The sequence below is a fragment of the Pseudoalteromonas xiamenensis genome, assembly GCF_030994125.1.
GTDB classification, from domain to species: domain Bacteria; phylum Pseudomonadota; class Gammaproteobacteria; order Enterobacterales; family Alteromonadaceae; genus Pseudoalteromonas; species Pseudoalteromonas xiamenensis_B.
In genome coordinates this window covers 731,711-757,021 of sequence record NZ_CP099918.1, presented here as the reverse complement: position 1 = coordinate 757,021, position 25,311 = coordinate 731,711, and the positions used below count along the sequence as shown (strand labels likewise).

The following is a 25,311-nucleotide window of genomic DNA, read 5'->3' as shown; positions in this document are numbered from 1 at the left end:
TGCGTGATAAAAATTGGAATTAGCGCTTGTTTGACTGGCCAAAAAGTACGCTTTGACAGCCAACATAAACGGTCAGACTTTTGTATGAACGAACTTGGCCAGCACGTTGAATATGTCCCGTTTTGTCCTGAAGTTGCAATTGGAATGTCGATTCCGCGGCCGGTGATCCGTCAGGTAAAGGTTGGGGAGACGATTAAAGTATGTCATGTTGATGGCAGTAATGACGTAGCCTCTAAGCTTTACGACTATGGCCAAACAGTTGCTGCAAGTCATCTGGATGAACTGAGTGGCTACGTATTTTGTGCCAAAAGCCCAAGCTGTGGAATGGAGCGAGTGAAGGTTTACAACGAAACTGCGACATGGGCTACCTACGATGGGGTTGGCGTATTTGCAAAATCCATCATGGACAGTGACCCACTTTTACCGTGCGAAGAAAATGGGCGATTGAATGACGTCCATTTACGAGAAAACTTCGTTATGCGTGTCTTTGTATACCATGCATGGAAAGCGCTTGTTAAAGAGGGACTAACACTTCATAACGTGACCACTTTTCATGCAAAACACAAATATTTGCTCATGAGCCATAAGTACCAAGCTTATAAGGAATTGGGACGTTTACTCGGTGACTGTAACAAAGAGGCGCTAGAGCGCGTATCGAAAGAGTACATTGCGGGTTTGATGAATGCGCTAGCGAAACCTGCTACACGCAAAGCGCAAACTAACACGCTGATGCATTTACAAGGGTATTTCAAGAAGTTGCTCAGCAAACTTGAAAAGCAAGAGTTGTGTGAAGCGATTGAACAGTACCGCATTGGCAATGTGCCTCTTTATGTGCCGTTGACCCTCCTGAGTCACCACACTCGTATTCATGACCTTGAGTATTTAAAAGATCAGGTCTATTTCTCTCCTTATCCAAATGAATTGAAATTAAGGTTTGGAATTTAATGAAAGCATTGTTTTGGTTTCGTAGAGATTTGAGACTCTACGGGAACGAGGCGCTTATCGAAGCGGTTCAATCTGGCGCGCGTGACGCGCTTTTTTTTGTAAGTAGGAAACAGTGGGAAACCCATGACGCAGCGCCAATTCAAATAGACTTGGCTCTGCGCCGTGTTGCCGAACTTGGAAAAATGCTCGCGAAATATGGTATTGCGTTGCATGTTGTCGAAGCGCCGCTGTTTTCAGATCAAATCGCCTCACTTTGTTGTTTGGTCGACCAATATGGATTCAAACAGGTTTATGCCAACGCTGAATATGAAATCAATGAACGTGCAAGGGATAAATCTGTGGCGCAGGCTTTGGACAGCAGAGGTGTCGGATTTCGGCTGTTCGATGGTGATGTGGTTGCAAAACCAGGGTCAATTCGTACAGGTTCTGGCGATATGTTCAAAGTATTCACGCCGTTCAAAAACGCATGGCTTAAGGCACATTTTGACTATCATGCAATCTACAGTGTCTGGCCGCTTTCTGAAAACCCTATAAACTGGGCTATTCCTGATATCTTAATGTCGGATGGAACATCGGAAAAATGGCCTATAGATGACCAGACCTTGCAAATGGTTACGGAATCCTTTGTTGACGAAAAATTGGCAACCTATAAAGAAAAGCGAGACTTTCCTGCGATAAAAGGGACATCTGGCTTAAGTCCTTACCTTGCGCTTGGGATCATTTCTGTAAAACAGTTACTCGGTGCAATCCAATCAAGAATTCCTGATATTTTGCAGCAAACGGGTCGACCAGAATTTTGTTGGATAAACGAATTGGTTTGGCGTGAATTTTACCGACATTTGATTGTTGAGTGGCCACACCTTTGTAAGCATTGTAATTTCAACAGTAAGTACGACTACGTTAGTTGGCGAGAAGATCAAACTTCATTTAGGTTATGGTGCGAAGGCAAAACTGGCTATCCCCTCGTCGATGCCGCGATGAGACAGTTGAACCAAACTGGTTGGATGCACAACAGACTACGCATGGTTGTTGCCAGTTTTCTCACAAAACACTTACTCATCGATTGGCGATGGGGTGAGCACTATTTTATGCGCCATTTGATTGATGGTGACCTGGCAAGCAATAACGGTGGTTGGCAGTGGGCTGCAAGTACAGGTTGTGATGCTCAGCCCTATTTCCGAATATTTAACCCGATAACACAAAGCGAAAAGTTTGATCCTAAAGGCGAATTCATTCGTAAATATCTACCTGAACTACAAGCAGTTCCGGATAAATACATACACTTTCCTCATGATTACTTAGCCTTGATGAAAGACATTGATTATCCAAAGCCAATTGTCGAACACAAAGCAGCGAGAGAGCGAGCTTTATCAGCATTTAAGGTTGAGTAATGGATAACCGCGTGGCGAAATTTGTCGAAAACTACAATAAGCTATCAAAGCATGAACTCGATAGACTGAATGACATGTACCACTGGAATGTGCGCTTTCAAGACCCTATACATGACATAGAAGGATTGGATGCACTACGAGGGTATTTTTCGTCGTTATATCAGAACTTGGTTCACATCAACTTTGTCGTCGAACATTACTTCGAATTAGAAGAATTTGTTTTTCTTTATTGGAATATGAGCTTTCGACATCAGAAACTGAATGGCTGCAAAGATATTTTAGTCAGCGGGCACAGTCACTTGGTGTTCAAAGGCGAAAAGGTGTCCTACCATCGAGACTATCTGGATCTCGGGGAGATGTTGTATGAGCACATTCCTGCTCTAGGCTGGGCAGTTAAAGCCATTAAGAAGAAAGCCTCACAGTGAATATTTTAATCACCGGTGCGTCCTCAGGGATTGGACTCGCATTAACAAATAGACTTGCGAAATCACACAATGTTATCGCTTGCGGGCGAAATCAAAACAAGCTCGATACGATTAATCACGACAAAAATGTAACCACGCTTGCGTTTGATGTCAGTGTTAAAAAAGATGTTGAGAACGCCTCTAAAAACATTGAACAATTGGATTGGCTGATTCTAAACGCGGGTACGTGCGAATACATCGATAATCCTGCAAGATTTGATTCGGCACTTTTTGAGCGTGTAATCAACGCAAACCTCATCTCTGTTGCATATTGCTTAGAGTTTTTCATGCCTAAACTGAAAGACGGCGGAAAATTGATAATCATGAGTTCTAGTTCAATGCTTTTGCCATTACCTCGTGCGGAAGCTTATGGCGCTTCAAAGGCGGCATTGACGTACTTAGCTAAAACACTCGAGACTACACTTGAACACCTCGACGTTACAGTGGTCCATCCCGGCTTCGTCGCAACGCCATTAACTCAAAAAAACGACTTCCCAATGCCATTTATTATTGATGTTGACGATGCCGCGACACGCATTATCAAGGGAGTCGTTGCAGGTCAACGTACGATCGAATTCCCAAAGCGATTAATATGGATAATGAAGTGTTTATCTTATCTACCGCAACCCATATGGCGCAGTTTGGCACGTAGGATGAAAAAATGAAGAAAATAGCGATCATCGGTTCAGGTATTTCAGGAATGACGGCTGCACACTGTCTACGAGAAAAATATGATGTGACCTTGTTTGAAAAAAACGAATACATAGGCGGTCACACTGCGACTATTGATGTTGAATGGAAAGGTGAATCGGTTGCTGTGGATACGGGGTTTATCGTTTATAACGACAGAACGTATCCACTTTTTAGAAAATTAATGAAGCGAATTGGTATTGAAGGCCAAGAAACCCAGATGAGCTTCAGTGTTCGAAACATGGAATCGGGACTTGAATACAACGGGCATACTTTTGCAACGCTGTTTGCTCAAAAACGTAATCTCTTAAGCCCCAAGTTTTGGAAATTGCTTAAAGACATTATTCGCTTTAATACGTTGTGCAAAGAAATGTATTCAACGGACGAATTTGGGGGCATGAGTACACTTGGTGAATTGCTAGACAAACACCGTTTTAATGATTTTTTTCAGCGCCATTATATTCTCCCTATGGGGGCGGCAATTTGGTCGACAAGTCTAAATGCAATGGCCAAATTTGAGTTGGCCTTTTTCATTCGCTTTTTCTATAACCACGGCTTACTCGATATAACAAATCGCCCTCAGTGGTATGTTATTCCTGGTGGCTCTAAGCAATACATTGAGCCGTTGTTGGGTGAACTTAAAAATAAGGTTGAACTCAATTCGACTATCGAAGCGGTCACGCGAACCAATGAGGGCGTAAAGTTAACCTTTGTAAATGGGGTGGTGCGCAGCTTTGATCATGTTGTGTTTGCTTGTCATTCTGATGAAGCATTGAACTTGCTGGGTGATCCCACACAGGAAGAAAAGTCAATTTTACAGGGGATTCCCTACACAAAAAATTCGGTGGTTCTACACACTGATATTGGCATGCTTCCTAAAAGAAAGAAAGCGTGGGCGAGCTGGAACTATCAATTATCACCTGACTTAGATGCCCCTGCGTCCGTTACCTATCAAATGAATATTCTGCAGGGCCTTAAGACGAAAGAACAGTTCTGCGTAACCTTAAACGGCGAAAGTGCGATTGATAAAAGCAAGATAATAAGGACGTTTAGTTATAGCCATCCTGTTTTCAATAAGCAATCACTGTTGGCGCAGTCTCGGCGTAGCGAGATTAATGGTCAGCAAAACACCTTTTATTGTGGAGCATATTGGTACAACGGGTTCCATGAAGATGGCGTTAGAAGTGCAGTTGATGTTGCTTTGTTATTGGGAGTTGACTTTGAATAGTGCGGTATGTATTGGTTCTGTGCACCACTCCCGTACAGAGCATGCGCAACATAGATTCAACTACCCAATTTATATGTTATGGCTTGAACTCGACGACATACCGGCCATCAATCAGGTTCATTGGGCAATTGGAACAAAGTTCTACAACCCAATACGTTTTAAACAGTCGGATTACCTCGTTGGTTACGATGGGCATATTTCAGAGCGGGCAATTGCTGCACTCAGGGAATTGGGAATCAATGATGCGGTTGAGAAGACGTATGTTCTTTGTCAGGCTCGGTGCTTCGGTTTTTATTTTAGTCCCGTTAATTTCTTTTTTTACCAGATAGATGGTGAATATGGCTACATGGTTGCTGAAGTATCCAATACACCATGGGATCAAAGACATTGCTATTTAGTGCCGCTAAAGCAAGAAAATGTGAACTTTAAAAAGAACTTTCACGTATCACCTTTCATGGATTTAGAGATGAATTACCACTGGCAGGTTAAAGTTGATGAAAACAAGGTTTTTGTTCACATCAAAAATCAACGTGGTAGCCAAAAAGTGTTCGACGCATCGTTAACACTGAGAAAGGAAAGGCTAAATCCTGTTGTTATTCGAAAGGTATTAAAGATGTTCCCAGTTATGACCTTCAGCATTGTAAAAGGCATTTATTGGCACGCCCTTCGATTGTTTTTAAAACGAGTTCCTTTTATCGCTCATCCAGGAAAGTAACATGGAAAAAATAACGGCATTACAAACTGCTTCGACAAATGTGTCTGGACTCTTAAAACTATATCGCCACCTCGTTCATAAGGCGTTTTCCAATCTTATATATGGAAAATTGGTGATTAATGAAGCGGGTACTCGTTATGAGTTTGGACAAAGTAATGAAGTAGATGTTGTAATCGATGTTATCGATCCTCGCATGTATAAAAGTTTTGCTCTTGGGGGAAGCATCGGAGCAGCAGAAGCGTACATCGCGGGGTATTGGAATACGAATAGACTAACAGACTTAATAGAACTGTTCGTAAAAAATCAATGTGTGTTGGACGAGTTCGAGAAGCAATTTAATTGGTTAACTGCGATTTCAAATAAAGTAAAACATCGCTTGAATCGCAATACGAAAGCGCAATCGAAGAAAAACATTGCTGCGCATTATGATCTGGGAAACGACCTATACACGGCGTTCTTAAGTAAAGAAATGCTTTATTCGAGCGCAATCTTTTCGCATCCAACCGAGTCACTTGAAGAGGCTCAGCAAAATAAACTGCGCGCGATTTGTGAACGACTTGATTTAAAAGAAGGCGAAACACTTGTCGAAATCGGTACTGGTTGGGGGGCTTTAGCACTCTATGCCGCTGAAAATTATGGTGTGTACGTTACTACTACGACCATATCTGAAGAACAATTTAGCTATGTTAAGGGAAAAATCGCAGAAAAAAATCTTGAGCATAAAATAACCCTACTCAAAAAGGACTATCGCGAACTAGAGGGAAAGTTCGACAAGCTGGTTTCTATTGAGATGATTGAAGCGGTAGGGCACGAATATCTTTCTGGATTCTTTACGAAATGTAATGCTCTACTGAAAGATGATGGTTTAATGTTAATCCAAGCGATTACGATTGCTGATCAGCGTTATGACCATTACCTGAAAAACTCTGACTTTATTCAACAATATATTTTTCCGGGGGCTGTTTGCCTTCAATCGAACAAATGACTAAGCACATTCGTGAAAGAACCAACTTGGTCATACATGGCCTTCATGATATAGGTCTGCATTATGCGCATACCTTAAAACACTGGCACGAACGATTTGTAAACGCGTGGCCAAACTTGGATAGAACGAAATTCGACGAATCTTTCTATCGCCTCTGGACGTTCTATTTTTGTTATTGTGAAGGTGCATTTAAGCAACGCGCAACCAGTGCAATACATTTAGTCGCCCGAAAACCGAGAGCCAGAACAACCGACTGTCTCAATGCGCTTAGCTATTAATGGCATTTTGTTTCAAATTGCGTGGTGGGCAACTGCACTATTGAGAGACAATGCTGTTCAGTATTTAGTTGTCATCGCGATATTGCTGTATTTATCGAATCGAGACAAACGGCAGGCGATTGTGGATCTGCTGATTCTATTGCCTTCTTTGTTACTTGTAGAGCAAACACTCTCATTTTTAGGTCTATTTCGCTATATTGACGCGATGCTACCTGATTATATCGTATTGCTTTGGGGTTGTTTTATATTCACAGTCCGAGAAAGTCTTTCGTTTGTTTTCAAATTGAATACATGCTATCAATTATTGTTGCTGAGCCTTGGTTGCTCTATTAGCTACCTCGCAGCAGAAAATTTGAACTTGCTCACACTTCAAAGAGAACGGATTGAGTTTGTTCTGTTGTTTGGAATGAGTTGGTCAGTTTGTTTCATGCTATTGGCTCGAACGTCCCTTAAAATGAGCCTTAGGGATTAGTATTGTTAACAACAAACGTAGAGCTGTGTTCAAAATTACCGAAAATAAAAACGGAGAACGATAATTTCATCGATAAAGTTAAAAATGATGCATTTAGTAGTTGCCAACGCAGTAAAAATGCATAAGTATAGGATTTGCTAAGGCATAAAAATAAAGAATAGGAATCAAACGATGAATAAAGCTCAACTAGTTGAAAAAATGGCGGCGGATGCAGAAATTTCTAAAGCAGCGGCTGCGCGTGCATTAGACGCATTCACAGGTGCTGTTACTAAATCTCTTCAAGATGGGAATGCAGTAGCACTGGTTGGTTTTGGTACATTCTCTGTTAAAGAGCGTGCAGCTCGTACAGGTCGTAACCCACAAACTGGCGCGGAAATTCAAATTTCTGCAGCAAACATTCCTTCATTCAAGCCTGGTAAAGGTTTGAAAGATAGCGTAAACCCATAATAGTTACGCTTTCAAATTAAATAAAAGGGGCTTTTAGCCCCTTTTATTTTGTCTAACTTCTCAGTGCTTTATCACCGCGGCCTATGCCAACGGTTCCACTTCGAACTACCTCGATAAGGTCGGTTTCGTGTCTTAACATATCGAGGAAAGACTCAATTTTGTCTTTTCCAGAGACCATCTGTAGTGTGTAGCTCTGTTTACCCATGTCGATGATCGAACCCTGAAACACATCGCAAACACGCGTTACTGCAGCTCTGCTTTGCTCATCCCTTGCATACACTTTTACTAACAGTAATTCGCGTTCAATGTGTTGCATTTCAGTTAGATCGAGCACTTTTAATACATCGACTAACTTATTTACTTGTTTGGTTATCTGTTCAACCACTCGGTCGTCACCATGAGTAGTAATAGTGATACGAGAAAGCGTTTGGTCATCGGTTGTTCCAACAGTCAATGAATCGATGTTATAGGCCCGTTGTGAAAACAGACCAACAATTCTCGACAATGCACCCGGCTCATTTTCAAGTAAGATAGCTAAGATACGTTTCATTATGCTTTTACTCCCTTTTTAAGCCACATTTCATCAACGCTGCCTAGCTTTATTTGCATAGGGTATACGTGTTCAGATTCATCGACACAAATATCTAAGAAAACCAATCTGTCATTGATGCTGAATGCTCTCTCAAGGGCTTCATCGAGTTGGTCTCGTGTATCGACTTTAATACCAACGTGGCCGTAGGCTTCTGCTAGTTTGACGAAGTCAGGTAATGACTCCATGTAGGAACTAGCATGACGGCCACCGTACAGCATATCTTGCCACTGTCTAACCATTCCCAACGAACGATTGTTGAGTGATACAATCTTCACATTTAAGCCATATTGCAAACAGGTGCTGAGTTCCTGAATGTTCATTTGAATAGAGCCATCGCCTGTTACGCAGATTACTTCGCTTGACGGGAAGGCAACTTTTACGCCCATCGCTGCAGGTAGACCAAAGCCCATGGTGCCAAGACCACCAGAATTAATCCATTGGCGTGGATTTTTAAAAGGGTAGTGCTGTGCGGCGAACATTTGGTGTTGACCTACATCAGAACAAACGTACGCCTCGCCGTTAGTAATATCATAAACCTTGCGGATAACTTCCTGTGGCTTGATTTTTTCGCCTGAGGCGTCAAAGCTTAGGCAATTTTGTTCACGCCATTTGGTGATTTGATACCACCAATCTTCTTGTGCACTTCGGTCGATACGGTCTTTCGACGCGTCAATAGCGCTTTGCAGTTGCTCTAGTACTGTAGCAAGACAACCAACAACAGGAATGTGTGCTTTTACCGTTTTTGAGATTGATGTTGGGTCTACATCAACATGCACAATTGTGGCATCTGGACAGAATTTTTGTACGTTATTGGTAACTCGATCATCAAATCGCGCGCCAAGCGCTAGAATAACATCGGCGTTCGCCATTGCTTTATTTGCTTCTAACGTACCATGCATACCAAGCATGCCGAGAAAATTAGGATGTGTACCACTTAGCCCACCCAAGCCCATTAAGGTATTTGTACATGGCGCGTTAAGCGATTCTACAAGCTGTGTTAGTTGCAAAGAAGTATTCGAAAGAACAATTCCGCCACCAGAATATACAACTAATTTCTTCGCGCCCAATATCGCACTTACGGCCTTTTTAATTTGCTTTGGATGGCCTTTCACATTTGGATTGTAGGTACGCATCTCAATATTTTCAGGCATCTTGAAATCAAAGAATTGTGCTGGGTTGAGTATATCTTTCGGTAATTCAACAACAACGGGCCCAGGACGTCCTGATTTTGCTAAGAAAAACGCCTTCGCAAGTACGGTTGGGATTTCCTCAGCGTGACGACAGTTAAAACTGTGTTTTACGATAGGGCGTGAACAGCCAACAATATCTGTTTCTTGGAACGCGTCGTCCCCAATTAGGTTTGAAGGAACTTGGCCTGAGAGCACAACCATCGGGATTGAGTCCATGTAAGCCGTTGCAATGCCAGTAACGCAATTTGTTGCGCCAGGTCCTGATGTCGCAAGAACGACTCCTACTTCGCCTGTGCTACGTGCGAAACCGTCAGCCATGTGTGTTGCTGCTTGCTCATGACGTACTAAGATATGTTCTATCTCAGATTGTTGAAAAAGTGCATCGTAAAGATCTAGCACTGAGCCACCAGGGTAGCCAAAGATGTATTTTACATCGAGTGCTTGAAGCGCTTTTACAACTAATTGAGAGCCATTATATTGCTCGTTCATCCTCATTCCTCAGTTGTGATTGAAGCCAATATATCTGCGATAAAGTGAATACTCCCACCGTCATGCGAGTTTTCATCTGACAAATTCGCTTAACGCCAATTTTTGAGTATCAGTGAGTCAATCCGAGAGAACTTCACGTCCAACAATTGACTGCTATACGCAGAAATACTGATTTTAGTTAAAAAAAAACCCCGCAAATTTGCGGGGTTGTTTAGCCAAATGCTATCTAATACGACCCCGCTGGACTTAAGACTAAGACCAGTACTAGGACGTTGACGATAGCGAATACGTTTTTCATTTTGGCGACAATGTAATCTGTTTCAGTAATGAACTATTTGTATGCTTTTTAGATTTCTATGTCAACCCTGTTATAGATAAGTTGCATATATTTTTTTTGAAAGCAGGCTATTGGGAGGAATAATGCAAAGAACTTGGAGAAGAATTGCTTAAAGGAAAAATTATTCAAAAAATAAAAAGCCAACGCATTGCGTTGGCTTTTTTCAACTAAAACGGTAAATTAAAGGCGTTCAATTACCGCTTGAGTGAAATCGGTTGTACCATGCGTACCACCAAGGTCACGTGTTGTGCGGTCGCCTGATTTAATTACATCTGCAACGGCTGCACGAATCTTCTCTGCAGTTTCTGGCATGCCAAGGTAATCAAGCATTTGGATAGAAGCAAGGATTACTGACGTAGGGTTTGCAAGATTTTTTCCTGCAATGTCAGGTGCACTACCGTGTACAGCTTCAAAAATCGCAGCGCCCTCACCAATGTTAGCGCCAGGAGCCATACCTAAACCACCTACAAGACCTGCACAAAGGTCAGATAGAATGTCGCCGAATAGGTTAGTTGTTACGATGACGTCGAATTCTTCAGGCGTCATGACTAGTTTCATGCAGGTTGCATCAACAATCATTTCAGCTGATTCGATGTCTGGGTAACGTTCTGCGACTTCGCGTGCAACTTTCAAAAATAAACCAGATGTTGACTTAAGAATATTTGCTTTATGCACCGCTGTAACTTTCTTACGACCTTCGCGACGTGCTAGTTCATAAGCAAAAGTAACGATCTTCTCAGCGCCGTCACGAGTGATCTTTGACATAGCTTCAGCTTCAGAACCATCAGCAGAGACCACTTGGCCAAGTCCTGAGTACATACCTTGCGTGTTTTCGCGAACGGTAATGATGTCGATGTCGTTGTAGCGCGCTTTTGTGCCTTCAAAGGATTTCACTGGGCGCACGTTTGCGTATAGGTTGAATTGTTTACGCAGTGTTACGTTGATTGACGTAAAACCTTCGCCAACAGGTGTTGTAAGTGGACCTTTTAACGTGATCTTGTTACGCTCAATTGCTTCTAAAGTTTCCTTTGGAAGAAGCTCGCCCGTTTTTTCTAGCGCTGCTAAGCCAGCATCAACGAATTCATATTCAAAGTCACAACCTGCTGCGTTTAAGATTTCAATCGCTGAGTCAATGATGCTTGGGCCGATACCGTCGCCACGGATCACCGTAATGGTTTGCTTTGCCATATCTAGTTCCTATATCAATAATGCGCCTACGACTACTGCTGACGATAAAAGTATCAGTGTAGCATCTGGTTTGTAGGCTTGGGATTCGCTTGAAAAATTAAGCGCGTTTTATAGCAATTTATTCATGCTTATTCCAGTTTGGAATGCTTAATAGACATAAATGCTATTTATGTTAGTTATTAGTACAATCTATTGAAGAAATGATGAGCAATTAGATTGGGTTATACGGCGCTTGTTCAATGATTTTTTCAACAAAATGTTTAAAATCCGTCACCGAAAGATCAACTAGCTGTTCTTGGATCAATGCTTTTTGCCAAGCAGAGAAAGGGACCTCGGGTTTTAAAAGTCGGTATACGGCGAGCTTAATGAATACCATCGCTTTGGATAAACCGATTAGCTGTTCTTTTGATGAAAGTTCTGACGAAATAAAGGCTTTATGCGCGCCGCTAAAAGAAAAATGTGCTTGTATTGACTCGCACACGGTTTTGTTATCCACCGAGCTAATGCCAAAAATATAGGCATAACTGAGCGGTGTGGTTTTTTGATCGAATTCTACATCTGGTATTTGCCACTTAATATCCTGATAGGTGCATAACAAGTAGTAAACATATGCGGTAAACGGGCCGGCAATTGCTTCAAAATGATAGGTAGTTTGTAACGCAGTGTAGGCTTGAACTGCTTTTAAGGTGATGGCATAGCGACTTAACACTTCAGCCATCAATGGATGTGCGTAGTCTTCTAGGCTTTGTTCGAGCAGTACGCGTTGACACATAAGTGCGGCATTATCGAGCCCCACCATTGTTAAACTGTGCCTTAGCCCACCAGCTTTTTGTTGTTGTTTGTTGTATTGACGTGCGGCTGTCAAAAGCCGTTCGACAAGATTAGGATGGTACGAAAGTGCTTTTTCTATTTGTTGATAACTCACAAAATCATGATGGCCTAGTTCTACAGCAGTCTCAATAACGCTTGGTTTTTCTGCTTCTTCGGAACGGATTTCTTCTACTTGCTTTCGTGCGAACCAAATACCAAAGATAATCGTAGGATCTGCAAGCGGAATACTAGATTGTCTAAAGTTTAAATGCTGCTCTGTGGTTATAGTTTGGAGCTGCTTCTTGTCGTTCACGACGCAAAGTTCGGTATGCGTTTTTGCATGCTTTAAACAAAACGCATTGTAACCCTTAAAGCGAGTGAGTTGGCCTGGAAAAGGGTATTCAAGCTCTGCAACCAGAGCTTTTAATACTGTACGCACTTTCTCACTTGCGGCGCTTAAGTAAAGATCCTTTAATGTGTCTCTTAGGGGAGTGGTTTTTTCGTTCGAACTTTTTGGCGTAATGCGCCTTGCAATCAAATCAGCAACCGCAACGATGAGTGTTTTAAAATCATACAGGTTAATTAGGTCAGGGTAGTTAAGGGCTTTTTGATATTTCGTTAGGCGCATTAAGATATGCGTGATTTCATTCGTAGCGCTGCCGTTTCGTTCAAATAACTTTACGACGAGATGATGCCTAAATTGCCATTGTTTTTTTGTTTGAGATGAAACGGGCTCACTTCTTGCCATTGCGTTGTTTTCATTGGTAACGCATAAATAGTTTGCTAAACAGGCTGAAACTAATTCCGCAGTCACTTTCTCTGAATAACCGAAGTGTGTACACACAGCGAGGACAAGAACTACCTCGTTTACGACCATGTTGGTCGTATAACCATGAGATTTGATGTAAATCTGGAGTTGAGCTTGAAGTGCGACAGGATTTTGTGAGTAGAGCTGTATATAAGCGTCACTTAATTGGGCCAGTAGGGGCGTTATGTGGTGCCATTGATTTTTATTATAGTATAGGCGTAGAAGTTGGTGCGTTCGCTCGATGAGCTTTTGTAAGAAAATAGCGTTTGGATAGGCGCCCATTAATGATCAAAGCCTTTTTGATAGGCAATCATTGCGCTTGGGCCCCATAACGTGAGCTTGCCATTCTCAAACAGTAATCCTGTGCATTCGTCTTGTGTTGTAATACCGTCAGGTTTCACTAACTGCGTTCGATAAAAAACGATCTGCATGACATTATCTTCGCTTTTTTTAACGTAAGTTAAATCAGGGCTACCAAGTGTTTCTAATACTTCATCAAGTACGATGTCACTGTCGACAGACAGTTTTTCAATAAAACGTTTATTGAATGCTTCACGGTCTTGCCAAATCATCGCGCTCGGGTCGTCTTTATAAAAATTGATCACTAACATGACGATGCCCGCATACACAGCTAGTCCAAGAAAAACGTATTGGAGTATCTTTTTAATCATAATTAGTACAAGCCAAAAATTCTTGCATTTACTATACCAAACAAATCATTTTTCATCAGGACTCTGCGACTAACGAAGTCGAAATTCGCAAATCCCTCAAGCTTATACCAAGATCTATATCTGTTCTTAGTGTTAAAAGTGCTTTACTCAGAATAAACTCATCAATTCCCTTTTGTAGTTTTTGCGCTACTTTGCTGTCTAGTGTCTCATCGTTGACAGCACTGTCGACAGAACCATGCTGAGCTAACAAGGCTAAAGCGGTTTGTTTTCCAATACCTTTTACACCTGGAATGTCGTTTGTTTTGTCTCCAACGAGGGCAAAAAAATCAATCAGTTGCTGAGTATTCAGTGAAAATTTCTTTTCTACGTACGCTTCTTCTATAAAACATTGCTGAAAATAGTCATAAATAGACACTGTTTGCGTAAGTAATGGGAGAAAACCTTTATCGGTAGACACAATCGTACTTTCAAGATTTACCCGTGTAACTTTATTTGAAAGCGTTGCAATCACGTCATCCGCTTCGTCGTTTTCTGGGTAATAAACAGCGATCCCGGCAAGCTCAAAACCTGAAGCCACGTCTTGTAAATTTGCCTTTAGTATCTCAGGCATGGGCGCTCTACTGAATTTATACTTTGGATAGTACTGATAGCGCCAGCTATTTCTACCGTCAAATATGGCGATTGCATATTGAAAGCGTTTTAACTTTAAGAGCCTTGCACACGCATTGTGAACGCGAGCTTTGCACGCAATGATAAGCGCTTTGGGATCTTGAGTGTGTTTTTCTTCTACAGCGTAGATGCGCCTAATTAAATTAAGCGCATCGATGATCAGGATATTTGGTTTATGCATTGATTTTATAACAAGGAATATATTTGCTGCCAGGTAACTTCATTCGTCCTTGTTCAACAAATGCTTGAAGTAACTTGTCCATTTCGACCATTAAGGTTTTATCGCCATGCAATTCGTAAGGACCAAATTGCTTGATTGCTCTAAGTCCCTCATCCTTCACATTGCCGGCTACAATGCCAGAAAAAGCGCGTCGAAGATTGGCCGCTAACTGTTGTTTCTCTTGCTCTAAATGGAGATCGAGATTGGCCATATTTTCATGGGTTGGAGCGAATGGCATTTGGAATTCGTGCTCAATTTTAAGCGTCCAGTTGAAGTAATATGCATCACCTTCGTTCTTGCGATATTCTCTTACTTTTGGCATGGCTTCTTTCAGTTTTTGAGCCACTTGAACAGGGTCATCGACAATGATCTCAAATTTGCTTAAAGCTTCTTTGCCAAGCGTCTTTTCAATAAACTTAGCGAGTTCTTCGAAGTACGCTTTTGATTCTTTAGGCCCCGTAAGAATAACGGGAAGCTTTTGTTTCGCATTTTCAGGGTGCAACATAATGCCAAGCAAATAAAGCAATTCTTCTGCCGTACCTGCACCACCTGGGAAAATAATAATGCCATGCGCAACTCGTATAAAAGCCTCGAGCCGTTTTTCAATATCAGGAAGTATCACAAGCTCATTAACAATAGGGTTCGGTGGCTCAGCCGCAATAATACTGGGTTCAGTTAAACCTAGATAGCGATTGTCCGTGATACGTTGCTTAGCGTGGCCAATGGTTGCACCTTTCATCGGACCTTTCATTGCACCAGGCCCACACCCTGTACAAATATTTAGACCGCGTAATCCAAGCTGATAGCCAACTTCTTTCGTGTATTTGTATTCAATCTCGTTGATGGAATGACCGCCCCAACATACGATCATGTTCGGGTCTGTGTTGACACGCAGCGCATTGGCATTTCGCAACATGTCAAAGACCATGTGTGTAATCTCTTTTGCTTCGTTAATGTCTTGCGCGTATTTTTGGCAAATGAAAAGCATATCTCGAATCACAGAGAAAATATGCTCGTGGATACCTGTAATAATACTTCCATCCACGAAGGCTGTTTCTGGTGGGTTTGTTAATTCGATTTTTAGGCCGCGCTCGCGGGTGATGAGTTTAATATCAAAATCTTGATATTTATTATAAATTTCAGAACTCGAGTCGGTATGGCTCCCGACATTTAACACGGCGAGAGCACAATTTCTGAATAGTCTATAACGCTCACTGGTTGAAGATTGCTGTAATAAATCCACTTCCAACTGAGAAAGTAAATTCAATACTCCGGTTGGATTTAGCTGAACATGCATAGACACTCTCCTTTTTATTGGCGGAGACAAACCCTATCACGACCACTGTTTTTCGCTTCATAAAGCGCATCATCGGCTCTATCGAACGCAGTCAAAGGGGTATCTCCTTCTTTCAACTGAGTCGCACCCAGTGAAATGGTAATTTCTACTTCTTTGTCCTTAAACTTAAACGGGATACTCTTTATGGTCTTACGAATCTTTTCTAACGGGCCATTTGCCTCTTCCAACGGCATACCTGGCATTAATAGTACAAACTCCTCACCACCATATCGAGCAATAAAATCCGACTTCCTTATAGACATTTTTAGTGCTCTTGCAATGACTTGTAAAGTTTTATCGCCCGCGCTGTGGCCATATTTGTCATTTATCGACTTAAAATGGTCGACATCTATAACGACCAAAGTGACATCAGATTTAGTCGTTGAGTAGTTATGAAATTCTTGATTGTACTTGTCGTCAAATGCTGCGCGGTTAGGCAATTTGGTCAATCCGTCTAACAGGCTTCTAAATCGTTGTTCAGTCAATCTTTTCTTGTAATTATTGACTTTAGATTCCAGCTGATTAACGCGTTCGTTGATAAATTCGAAACTTGCGATCAGAGCCGACTTCTCTAGTTGCTCCAATCGTTCGCGTTCAACCAAATCTTTGCTTAGCGATTTGAGTTCACCATCAACTAACGCCTTTAACTCGACGATTGAGGTTGCTGACTGAGTGGCGTTAGAGAGATTTTTAATTTTTGATTCTATTTGAGAATTCAGTGTTTGTAGCGCTGAATTGACACTTTTAGATTGCTCACTTGTTTGAACAATCGACTGATTTAATTCTTCAAGTGTTTGATTTAACGAAATCAAAAAGCCTTGTGCCGTTTGTCGTTCACGCGCAATGCTCTTAACGACAATGCGAATAATTGCAACAGATGCGTCGAGTAATTTATCCGCAGAGTCAGTCAGCGCAATGCCATTTTTTACGGCTTTGACTTCGTCGGAAACGTCTTCATCAAACATCAGTTCATTTGACAAAGCCAATAAATCACGTGCGAGCTCAGCATACTGCTCAGTATCACTCGATGAACCATCTGAGCCGGCAGCCTTCAATTTGGCTTGTAGAGCTTGATGATATAGGTCGACCAATTTTTCCATTAATGGGATGAAGTCGCGTAGCGCTTTTACGTTACCGATTTCGTGGTCCAACAGGTGGCGTAAATTTCGGCGCGAATCGTCAGGAAGGCCTTTGGTTTTTTGCAGTTGTTTGCCCGCACTAAGGATACTATTGACGAGATCTCGTTCTGAGGTGACGAAGGACGCTTCTTGTTGTTTCAACAAACCAGAAATTTGATCAATCATTGGCATTAGATGTTCAAAGTCGACACCTTTTGTTAAGGCGCTTCGGAATTTAGCCAATTGGTTATCTAAAGAAACGTCTAGTCCTTTACAACCGACCGACAGACGCATAGCGAATTGGGTTAATGTTTCAACTTGTGCTTTTCGTGCTTCTTCTAAGGATTTTCGCGCTTGAATTGCTTGAGTTAACTTTTTTTCTAAGTTTGCTTGCGTGTTCGACACCAACATTAACCACTACATGTTTCTCTGGACTACGGTCAAGTTTACAACAAATTGCGCATCGAGGTAGCAAAAATTAAAGGCGCTTTGATAGGAAACAAAGTTTTTAGCCAGCGAATAGTCCTAAAAATGCCGTGGTTGGGCGAAAAAATACAAAAGCGTATAGAATTTTTGGTATGTTAGAAAAAAACAATCTAAGCAAAAACCATGAAATCGATTAAATATTCAGCACTTGCAATAGCTACGGCTTTTAGCTCGCTCTCTTTCGCGGATGTGAACTACTCGCTTTCAATTACTAATCCAACTCATCATTTAGCCGATGTTATCGTTGCACTACCAAAAGCCAACATGGCGCATGTTGACGTTCACTTACCTGATTGGCGCACAGGTCGTTATGAAGTTTTAGACCTTGCAAATGGCGTACGTTTCTTTAGTGCGAAGAACAAAAAAGGTGCAGAGCTTTCTTGGTCCAAAATTGACAAAAATACATGGCGCGTTTATTTGGATGAGCCAACGGAGATTAAACTGTCCTACCAAGTCTATGGCAATGAATTAGGCTTCCGAGCACGTCACATCGACGACAGTCATGCATTTATCGATGCTTCGGGCTTTTTCATGTTTAGTGAGTCTTTTAGGCAGGAACCCGTCTCTGTTCAGTTAAACGTACCCAAAACATGGCGTTCGGTGTCAGGCATGGAATCCCCGAACAATCATAAGTTTGTTGCCGATAATTACGACATCTTAATCGACTCACCAATTGAAACAGGCATTAATAAGTTACACAAATTCGATGTTGATGGTAAAAAGTATGAACTAGTGATTTGGGGCGAAGGTAATTATGACGAATCGCTCATGCTGGACGACCTTAAAAAGCTCGTAAAAACAGGCAATTTGATTTGGGATGAATACCCGTTTGAACGTTATGTTTTCATGGTGCACGCAACAAGTGGGGCAGGTGGTGCGACTGAGCATTTAAATTCCACAATCATCCAACGTCCCCGATACAAATTTGCTAAGCGTGAAGATTATTTAGGCTTTATTTCAACTGCAGCACATGAATTCATTCATACATGGAACGTTAAAAATTACCGTCCAGATGGATTGGTACCTTACGATTACGTAAATCCTAATTATTCTGACTTACTCTGGATTTCGGAAGGTTCAACCAGTTATTTTGAAGACTATTTACTTCTAAATGCCGGAATTTCAACAAGTAAAGAATTTTTGAAAGGTCTGACTAAATCCGTTAATCGTCATCTTAAAACGCCGGGTAGGGAAGTGCAGTCTGTTGCGGCAACCAGTCTTGATAAATGGATCAATCAAGGTGGCGATCACGGCAAAAACTTTACGACAAATATTTATTCTGAAGGTTCGCTTGTTTCGATGGCGCTCGATATTAAATTGCTAGACGATAGTGATGGTAAAGTGAGCTATCGAGATGTCCATAAAGCGCTCTACAATCAATTTAAATTGCCGAAAAGTTTTAATTCGGGCAATGTTAAAGACATTTTGAAACAAGTCAGTGGCAACGATTACTCGCTTTGGTGGCAACAAAATGTGGATAAGCCCGCTATATTAGATTTTGATGGATTGTTTAATAAAGTCGGCTTGGTTTACGACTACCCAGAGGATGCCAAGTCGATAGCTGGATTGGATGGTAGTGCAAAATTAGAGGGCCAACTATTAACGCTGACTCACGTTGCAAGAAATAGTTTAGCGTGGCAAGCGGGGCTGACCAGCGAGGACAAAATTGTCGCATTTAATAAAAAACACGTGCGTGAAAGCTTAAAAGCGTCGTTGGAAGTGTTTAAACCAGGCGATAAAGTGGTAGTCGACTTTATCCGTCGTGATGAATTAATGACGACCACACTGACGCTTTCAGAAGATTTCGACAAAGAAAAAGTAATTACAGCGGTTGAACATCCAACAGAACGCCAAGCGATGCTATTCAAAGCGTGGATGGGTATCAATCATCCGAGCGTAAAGTAATAAATGACAGAGTGCCATCAGCCTTTTTGTTTTTTACATCGAACAAGAAGGCTGAATAGGTTTCTGCAGTTTAAGTCCCATCTTTTTGAAACTCGTTTTAATAAGCCTACTTAATTCTAGTTCAGATGACGCAATGCCATTGCAAGGTATCAAAAACCTAGGATGTTGCTATGAAAATACTTATCACAGGTTCAGCAGGCAGAGTTGGACGTGCGATCTACATTAATCTAATGAATTCGCACAATGTCATTGGTATCGATCGAGTGCCATGTTCTACGACGGACATTGTTGGGGATGTTCAAAATATAGAACTTATAGGGGGGCATTAGAAGGCATTGACGTTATCGTTCATACAGCAGCACTACACGCGCCCCATGTTGGTTTAGTGTGTGACGACGAATTTAATCGAATTAATGTTGAGGCAACAGAGCAATTGGCTCTTCAAGGGGTCAAATACCGTGTTAAGCATTTTGTTTTTACAAGTACAACGGCCTTGTATGGATACGCATCTACCCCACTGAGTCACGCGGGTTGGATTAACGAACAGGTTACGCCGCAACCAAAAACAATTTATCACAGAAGTAAGATTTTGGCGGAGACGAAACTCCAAAAGATATCAGATGTTTTTAATCTACCGGTAACGGTATTGCAAATGTCGCGCTGTTTCCCTGAACCTGCAGACGAAATGGCAGTATATCGCATGACACGGGGTATAGATGTTAGGGATGTTGCTAGTGCACATAGACAGGCAATAGACAAACGTTTGGCCGGCTTTCGGCGGTATATAATCTCGGGTAAAACGCCATTTGTTCAGGCAGACAGCTGTAATTTACTAAACCACGCCGCGACGACAATTGAAGATAAGGCACCTAAACTTGCTAATGTATTCCAGCAACGAGGGTGGCCACTACCGACAAGTCTTGACCGAGTGTACGATTCAACATTAGCGCAACGAGAATTAGGCTGGATCCCTAGGCATGGTTTCGAAAGTGTCATAGAAATGTGGGACAACGAAATACCAGAAGTTCTGCCGCCTTCTATCAATCATATCGACTAGATAGTAGGCAACCAAAACAGGCTAACTTGATGACTGACTAGATAGACCTTTCCACCGATTTACAAATTCGAATTAGCTTTCTTCTTTCTTAACCTGTTCAATACCGACAGCACCAAGAAGGTATTTTCATAGATGGGCTCATTCGTCCCGTGCTTTACTTTATAAAAGAAGTAGTTTTCAAACGCTTTTTAGCCACATGTACCCATTTACCCATCGGTGTCCAGTTGGTATTCCTTGGAGGATTTTGTGGCAGGACTACAAAGGCGGCCACTTTATCCCTCATATCAGCTAAGCAAATTACATTGAACGTAGGGCGTGTATGCATTTCGTCTTGGCGTTCAAGACTTAAAATATTCTCAACGATAGCGGTCGTCATCGACTCAATCTTAAATCCCGTTTTTGGCGCTCCAACTGCAACGGGCGTTTGTTCTAGCGGAGGAATAGCTACGCAAACACCCGTGGCGAATATAGTGCTGAAAACGTCTGCTCAGAAAAACATTAGAATACTGGAAAGTTCTATGGTTTGGAGCGACGGGGATGCGTTAAAAGGCAAAGAATTTGAACACAAAGTTCGATGATGTAAATCCATTCCCAAACATCTTTGAAATTGGTTTTGTCGCGTGCGCGTCCATTGGAACAAATTAAATGATTAACTACGTAGGTAAAGATGTTGTTTTCAAAAGTGGGGAGGATAAAAAAGACTCAAAAGTCACGTTTTTTGAAGGAAGATCCTGGTGTAGTAGCTAAAAGACAAATTTACACAAGTCAGGGAAATTAGGCCGATGATTCTAGCCTAATTTAAACGTAGCGCTACTGCCACTATATAACCATTCGCTTATGCGAGGTGTTTATAAGAGTCAGCAACGCTAATCGTAACAGCGTATAATCTCGCAGGATTAAAGTACGCGCTTACGGAACTCGTTTGTACGAGTGTCGATTTCGATTGAATCACCGATTTCAACGAATGCAGGTACATGCATCTCGTAGCCTGTGTTAAGACGAGCTGGTTTAGTAACTTTACCTGACGTGTCACCACGTGCTGCTGGTTCTGCGTACTCAACTTTACGAACAACAATTGTAGGCAGCTCAACAGAGATTGCTTTTTCGTTGTAGAAAGTTACTTCACATTTATCTTCCATACCGTCAACGATGTACATAACTGCATCGCCTAGGTTCTCTTTTTCTACGTCGTATTGGTTGTATTCTTCATCCATAAATACGTACATAGGATCAGCAAAATAAGAGTATGTACATTCTTTACGATCAAGAATGATAGTGTCTACTTTCTCATCCGCTTTAAGAACTGTCTCAGTACCACTGTTATTTAATAGACCTTTCAACTTCATTTTAACAACCGCAGCGTTACGGCCAGATTTGTTAAATTCAGTTTTCAATACGATCATTGGCTCGTTATTAAAGCTAATAACGTTACCTGCACGAAGTTCTTGTGCTGTTTTCATCTAAGTATTCCTCAACGTTGAATGTCGCGAATTATACTTTGCTATTTAAAAATTTCACTAGTTGTGTGACTAAATCTTCACAATTAATTCTTTTTTCTTGCCAATCTTGGCTCCATTGAAGCCAATTCGGGATTTGTTCGAACAGACAAGATGCGGTATCAAGCTGAAGATCATCTCGATTAAACGCCACATGAAATGACTTTACGCATGATGGAACCTGAGCTAAGTCCAAAAATGCAGTTAATTTGTCGAGATGTGCATCTTCATCCTGTTTGTAGATGTGCCATACGAAAGGCTTACCAGCAAGTTGAGCGCGCACAAATGAATCTTCACCACGTACAAAGTTTATATCACAGCTCCATAGAAGCTCGTCATAGTGTTCTTGAGTCGAGAAAGGTACGGTGTACAAACGTATATTTTTGTATTTATAACAAGAAGTTTCTTTTGTAAAAAGAGGCAGCAAACTGTTTAAGGAACGACCCGTTGGGACAATTAAACTAACGGGACGCGAAACCTTAGATAGAGCCTCAAGCGTCGCATGCCAACTTTGTGTTTCATAGGTAAACACGCTCAAGCGCAATTCATTAGAACTCGGTGTTGGAATCCCCTGACGTTGCCAATAAGTTGATGGCTCAAACGCGCTCAATCTGGACTGGTAGTTTTTCTCAACGATTACACCACCGGTTTTCGGTGTAAAGCCGGGAAAGAAAAAGTATTTTGGGACTGTATTGGCGCCAGAACTCATACCATGACAGGATTCGACCCACGATTCAGCGCTTAAGTATTCAAGGTTTAGCCAAATTTTAGTTTCTCGTGGCATACTTTCAACGTAAGAGCTTGGCAAGTCACACGCGAATGCTTCTATGACGTACGTTGCAGGGACAACATTAGGAGGAAATTTGTTTGGCCAATACTCAATTGAAACGCCTTGTGTTTGGTAACTGGTGACGTTATCCAATTCTGGAAGCATTGCGCCGAAACTACTAAAGTCATTTACCCAAAGGCGAACAGCCCCTAGTTCGCGAGCCGCTATTTCCTTAGCCAAACGCCAAGTTACGCCAATGTCGCCAAAATTATCGATGACATCACAGAATATATCCCAAGTGTACTTCATAAATCGGTCCAACAAGATTAATCAACGAATTGTATCAAGGAAAGGAGGTGGCTCCAATCTACGAGCATTGAAGATAACTTATGGGTTCGATTTGCCGGGAGATGAAGGCAAGTAATCCAAGCTCACCTTCACTTTAAGTTCGTATTATTTGTGGCGCTCTTTCAATACGAGCGCAACTTCTTCTAGTGAACATCCTGAGCGGATTAAAAGCACACTTAGGTGATAGAGTAAGTCCGCCGATTCATTTAGCAATTCATCTTTGTCATTTTTCATCGCAGCTAAGGCTACTTCGACGCCTTCCTCTCCGACTTTTTGACAGGAACGGCTTATATCTTTAGAAAAAAGAGACGCTGTGTAGCTGCTCGTTGGATCGCTTTCTTTGCGTTCATTTATGATCGTTTGCAATTGACCGATAAACGAAAGCAATGGCGCAGCCTCGCCAAAGCAACTTTGTGTGCCTAAATGACAGGTTGGCCCCTTTGGTTTTGCAAGGACCAGTATCGAATCTTTGTCACAATCCGTATGTACGGAAACTACTTCTACAAAGTTGTCTGATGTTTCTCCTTTCGTCCATAATCGGTTTTTGCTCCGAGAAAAAAAGGTCACTAAGCCTTTTTGAAGTGTCATCTCCAGAGCCGCTCTGTCCATAAATCCTTGCATTAATATAACGCCGTTCACATTGTTTTGGACGATAGCCGGGATCAACTCACTTTTTTGAAAATTGACTTCATTAATTGTTTGTTGTGTTATCTGCATAATCTTGCTGCCACATCATTTGCATCTAGAGCCGCCTTTAACTCTTGAATGTCTATTATATTTTTGTGAAAAACGCTCGCGGCTAATGCACCATCAACATTAGCTTGTTTAAATACGTCAATAAAATCGGTTATTTTGCCGGCTCCACCAGATGCAATAAGGGGAATATGGCATTGTTGTCTAATTATAGAAAGTTGTTCTATATCGTAACCATTACGTACACCATCTTGATTCATGCAATTAAGCACAATCTCGCCGGCGCCTAAGTCCTGAACACGTTTTACCCAGTCTTGTGTCAGGTAGCGAGTACGACTTGACGCGTTCGGATCGCCAGTTAATTGATAAACTTGATAGGTTCCTGATTGCACGTCAAAAAAACTGTCGATACCCACAACCACACACTGTTTACCAAACTCATCGTGTAATTCTTTAATCAGTTCTGGTCGTGCGATAGCTGGGCTATTGATTGATATTTTATCAGCACCTTGTTCTAGCACTTTTGCAGCGTCTGCAACTGACTTGATACCTCCAGCGACACAAAATGGAATATCGATGTGTTTGGCAATTTCAGTAACCCAATTGACGTCTAGCAATCGTTTTTCGACACTGGCGCTAATTTCATAAAACACGAGTTCGTCTGCACCTGCATCTGAATAGGCCTTGGCTAAAGTGAGAATGTCACCGACGATTTCGTGACCTTTAAACTTAACCCCTTTAACAACTTGACCGTCTTTTACATCCAAACATGGAATTATGCGTTTTGATAGCATGCAACGGCCTCCCTAACTGTAAAAGCCCCATCTAACAGCGATTTACCTAAGATAATACCACCAACGCCAATTTTGATTAGCTTTTGAATGTCTTCAATTGAACTAACGCCGCCAGAAGCTTGCACTTTTAGACCTGGATTGTGACTGACAAGCGCCTGATAGAGTTCGAATGAAGGTCCGCTCATCGTTCCGTCTTTACTGATGTCGGTGCACAGAAAATCAACGACGCCAAGACTGACGTAAAAATCGACGAGTTCAAATAAGTCGTGCTCCGAGTCCGCAAGCCAGCCATGCGTCGCGGGAACCCATTTATCATTAGAAAGATTGACATCTAGTGCGATAACAAAACGTTCTGCGCCGAATTGTTCAATCCAACTTGCCACTTCATCTCTTTTATCAACAGCCATGGACCCAATCACAACCTGACTTGCGCCTGCTTTTAGCCACTCTTTTACATCTTCATAGCGACGAATACCGCCACCGACTTGAAAAGGTACATCAAGCGCTTGCGTTGCATTTTGAATATGCTGCCATTGTTTTTGTTCAGGGTCTCTAGCGCCTTCGAGGTCGACTAAATGTAATTTTTTTGCTCCTTCTTGCTGATACTGCAAAAGCCTCGCTGACAATTCAAAAGGATAAAACTGGGCGGTGTCGTATTTACCTTGATATAGGCGTACGATTTTATTTTGTAATACATCTAAAGCAGGGATAATCATCGTT

22 protein-coding genes and 2 pseudogenes are annotated in these 25,311 nt (G+C 41.8%); 11 read left to right on the top strand and 13 right to left on the bottom strand.

The window, feature by feature from the left end:
• The first annotated feature begins 3 nt into the window (after nt 1-3).
• From NI389_RS20365 to NI389_RS20325, 9 genes and pseudogenes are all read left to right on the top strand, one after another.
• Nucleotides 4-945, top strand: coding sequence for a YbgA family protein (locus tag NI389_RS20365; RefSeq protein WP_308363348.1), 942 nt, complete (start codon nt 4-6; stop codon nt 943-945).
• Nucleotides 945-2,336 carry a deoxyribodipyrimidine photo-lyase gene (phrB, locus tag NI389_RS20360; RefSeq protein WP_308363347.1) on the top strand — a complete coding sequence of 464 codons (1,392 nt, stop codon included), beginning with the start codon at nt 945-947 and terminating at the stop codon, nt 2,334-2,336. The genes NI389_RS20365 and phrB overlap by 1 nt, the downstream gene beginning before the upstream one ends.
• Complete coding sequence (locus tag NI389_RS20355) at nt 2,336-2,761, top strand: nuclear transport factor 2 family protein (protein ID WP_308363346.1); 426 nt, start codon at nt 2,336-2,338, stop codon at nt 2,759-2,761. The genes phrB and NI389_RS20355 overlap by 1 nt, the downstream gene beginning before the upstream one ends.
• Nucleotides 2,758-3,465 carry an SDR family NAD(P)-dependent oxidoreductase gene (locus NI389_RS20350; RefSeq protein WP_308363345.1) on the top strand — a complete coding sequence of 236 codons (708 nt, stop codon included), beginning with the start codon at nt 2,758-2,760 and terminating at the stop codon, nt 3,463-3,465. The genes NI389_RS20355 and NI389_RS20350 overlap by 4 nt, the downstream gene beginning before the upstream one ends.
• Nucleotides 3,462-4,718 carry an NAD(P)/FAD-dependent oxidoreductase gene (locus NI389_RS20345; RefSeq protein ID WP_308363344.1) on the top strand — a complete coding sequence of 419 codons (1,257 nt, stop codon included), beginning with the start codon at nt 3,462-3,464 and terminating at the stop codon, nt 4,716-4,718. Before NI389_RS20350 ends, NI389_RS20345 begins: the two co-directional genes overlap by 4 nt.
• Nucleotides 4,711-5,433, top strand: coding sequence for a DUF1365 domain-containing protein (locus tag NI389_RS20340; protein ID WP_308363343.1), 723 nt, complete (start codon nt 4,711-4,713; stop codon nt 5,431-5,433). The genes NI389_RS20345 and NI389_RS20340 overlap by 8 nt, the downstream gene beginning before the upstream one ends.
• 1 nt (nt 5,434) lies before the next feature.
• Nucleotides 5,435-6,696 (top strand): annotated as a pseudogene (locus NI389_RS20335) (class I SAM-dependent methyltransferase).
• Nucleotides 6,680-7,168 carry a DUF2878 family protein gene (locus NI389_RS20330; protein WP_308363341.1) on the top strand — a complete coding sequence of 163 codons (489 nt, stop codon included), beginning with the start codon at nt 6,680-6,682 and terminating at the stop codon, nt 7,166-7,168. The pseudogene NI389_RS20335 and the gene NI389_RS20330 overlap by 17 nt, the downstream one beginning before the upstream one ends.
• 171 nt (nt 7,169-7,339) lie before the next feature.
• Nucleotides 7,340-7,615, top strand: coding sequence for an HU family DNA-binding protein (locus NI389_RS20325; RefSeq protein WP_208844752.1), 276 nt, complete (start codon nt 7,340-7,342; stop codon nt 7,613-7,615).
• A gap of 52 nt (nt 7,616-7,667) precedes the next feature.
• Here the strand turns inward: NI389_RS20325 and ilvN are convergent, their stop codons facing one another.
• From ilvN to NI389_RS20285, 8 genes are all read right to left on the bottom strand, one after another.
• A complete protein-coding gene (ilvN, locus tag NI389_RS20320) occupies nt 7,668-8,165 on the bottom strand; it encodes an acetolactate synthase small subunit (RefSeq protein ID WP_208844753.1) in 498 nt (165 codons plus the stop codon).
• A complete protein-coding gene (locus NI389_RS20315; RefSeq protein ID WP_308363340.1) occupies nt 8,165-9,886 on the bottom strand; it encodes an acetolactate synthase 3 large subunit in 1,722 nt (573 codons plus the stop codon). Before NI389_RS20315 ends, ilvN begins: the two co-directional genes overlap by 1 nt.
• Nucleotides 9,887-10,403: 517 nt before the next feature.
• Nucleotides 10,404-11,411, bottom strand: a complete 1,008-nt coding sequence (locus NI389_RS20310; protein ID WP_308363339.1) for an isocitrate dehydrogenase — start codon at nt 11,409-11,411, stop codon at nt 10,404-10,406.
• A gap of 211 nt (nt 11,412-11,622) precedes the next feature.
• Nucleotides 11,623-13,311 (bottom strand): hypothetical protein, encoded by a 1,689-nt coding sequence (locus tag NI389_RS20305; RefSeq protein WP_308363338.1) that lies wholly within the window; start codon nt 13,309-13,311, stop codon nt 11,623-11,625.
• Nucleotides 13,311-13,700, bottom strand: coding sequence for a DUF3192 domain-containing protein (locus NI389_RS20300; RefSeq protein ID WP_308363337.1), 390 nt, complete (start codon nt 13,698-13,700; stop codon nt 13,311-13,313). The genes NI389_RS20305 and NI389_RS20300 overlap by 1 nt, the downstream gene beginning before the upstream one ends.
• A 55-nt stretch (nt 13,701-13,755) precedes the next feature.
• The gene (gene xni, locus NI389_RS20295) at nt 13,756-14,550 is read right to left on the bottom strand and encodes a flap endonuclease Xni (RefSeq protein WP_308363336.1); all 795 of its coding nucleotides are present in this window, start codon (nt 14,548-14,550) and stop codon (nt 13,756-13,758) included.
• Nucleotides 14,543-15,886 (bottom strand): nucleotide 5'-monophosphate nucleosidase PpnN, encoded by a 1,344-nt coding sequence (gene ppnN, locus NI389_RS20290; RefSeq protein ID WP_308363335.1) that lies wholly within the window; start codon nt 15,884-15,886, stop codon nt 14,543-14,545. Before ppnN ends, xni begins: the two co-directional genes overlap by 8 nt.
• A gap of 14 nt (nt 15,887-15,900) precedes the next feature.
• Nucleotides 15,901-17,448, bottom strand: coding sequence for a GGDEF domain-containing protein (locus NI389_RS20285; protein ID WP_372588648.1), 1,548 nt, complete (start codon nt 17,446-17,448; stop codon nt 15,901-15,903).
• Between the two features lie 204 nt (nt 17,449-17,652).
• Between NI389_RS20285 and NI389_RS20280 the strand changes: the two genes are divergently transcribed.
• Both NI389_RS20280 and NI389_RS20275 read left to right on the top strand, forming a co-directional pair.
• A complete protein-coding gene (locus NI389_RS20280; RefSeq protein WP_308363333.1) occupies nt 17,653-19,434 on the top strand; it encodes a M61 family metallopeptidase in 1,782 nt (593 codons plus the stop codon).
• Nucleotides 19,435-19,604: 170 nt separating this feature from the next.
• Nucleotides 19,605-20,491 (top strand): annotated as a pseudogene (locus NI389_RS20275) (NAD-dependent epimerase/dehydratase family protein).
• Nucleotides 20,492-21,387: 896 nt separating this feature from the next.
• Here the strand turns inward: NI389_RS20275 and efp are convergent.
• The 5 genes from efp to NI389_RS20250 all read right to left on the bottom strand — a co-directional run bounded on the left by efp (nt 21,388) and on the right by NI389_RS20250 (nt 25,307).
• Nucleotides 21,388-21,951, bottom strand: coding sequence for an elongation factor P (efp, locus tag NI389_RS20270; RefSeq protein WP_208844762.1), 564 nt, complete (start codon nt 21,949-21,951; stop codon nt 21,388-21,390).
• A gap of 31 nt (nt 21,952-21,982) precedes the next feature.
• A complete protein-coding gene (gene earP / locus NI389_RS20265; protein WP_308363332.1) occupies nt 21,983-23,065 on the bottom strand; it encodes an elongation factor P maturation arginine rhamnosyltransferase EarP in 1,083 nt (360 codons plus the stop codon).
• A gap of 144 nt (nt 23,066-23,209) precedes the next feature.
• On the bottom strand, nt 23,210-23,821 hold the full coding sequence (gene hisIE, locus NI389_RS20260) for a bifunctional phosphoribosyl-AMP cyclohydrolase/phosphoribosyl-ATP diphosphatase HisIE (RefSeq protein ID WP_308363331.1): 612 nt from the start codon (nt 23,819-23,821) through the stop codon (nt 23,210-23,212).
• Nucleotides 23,812-24,591, bottom strand: coding sequence for an imidazole glycerol phosphate synthase subunit HisF (gene hisF / locus NI389_RS20255; RefSeq protein ID WP_308363330.1), 780 nt, complete (start codon nt 24,589-24,591; stop codon nt 23,812-23,814). Before hisF ends, hisIE begins: the two co-directional genes overlap by 10 nt.
• On the bottom strand, nt 24,573-25,307 hold the full coding sequence (locus NI389_RS20250) for a 1-(5-phosphoribosyl)-5-[(5-phosphoribosylamino)methylideneamino] imidazole-4-carboxamide isomerase (RefSeq protein ID WP_308363328.1): 735 nt from the start codon (nt 25,305-25,307) through the stop codon (nt 24,573-24,575). The genes hisF and NI389_RS20250 overlap by 19 nt, the downstream gene beginning before the upstream one ends.
• Nucleotides 25,308-25,311: the final 4 nt, after the last annotated feature.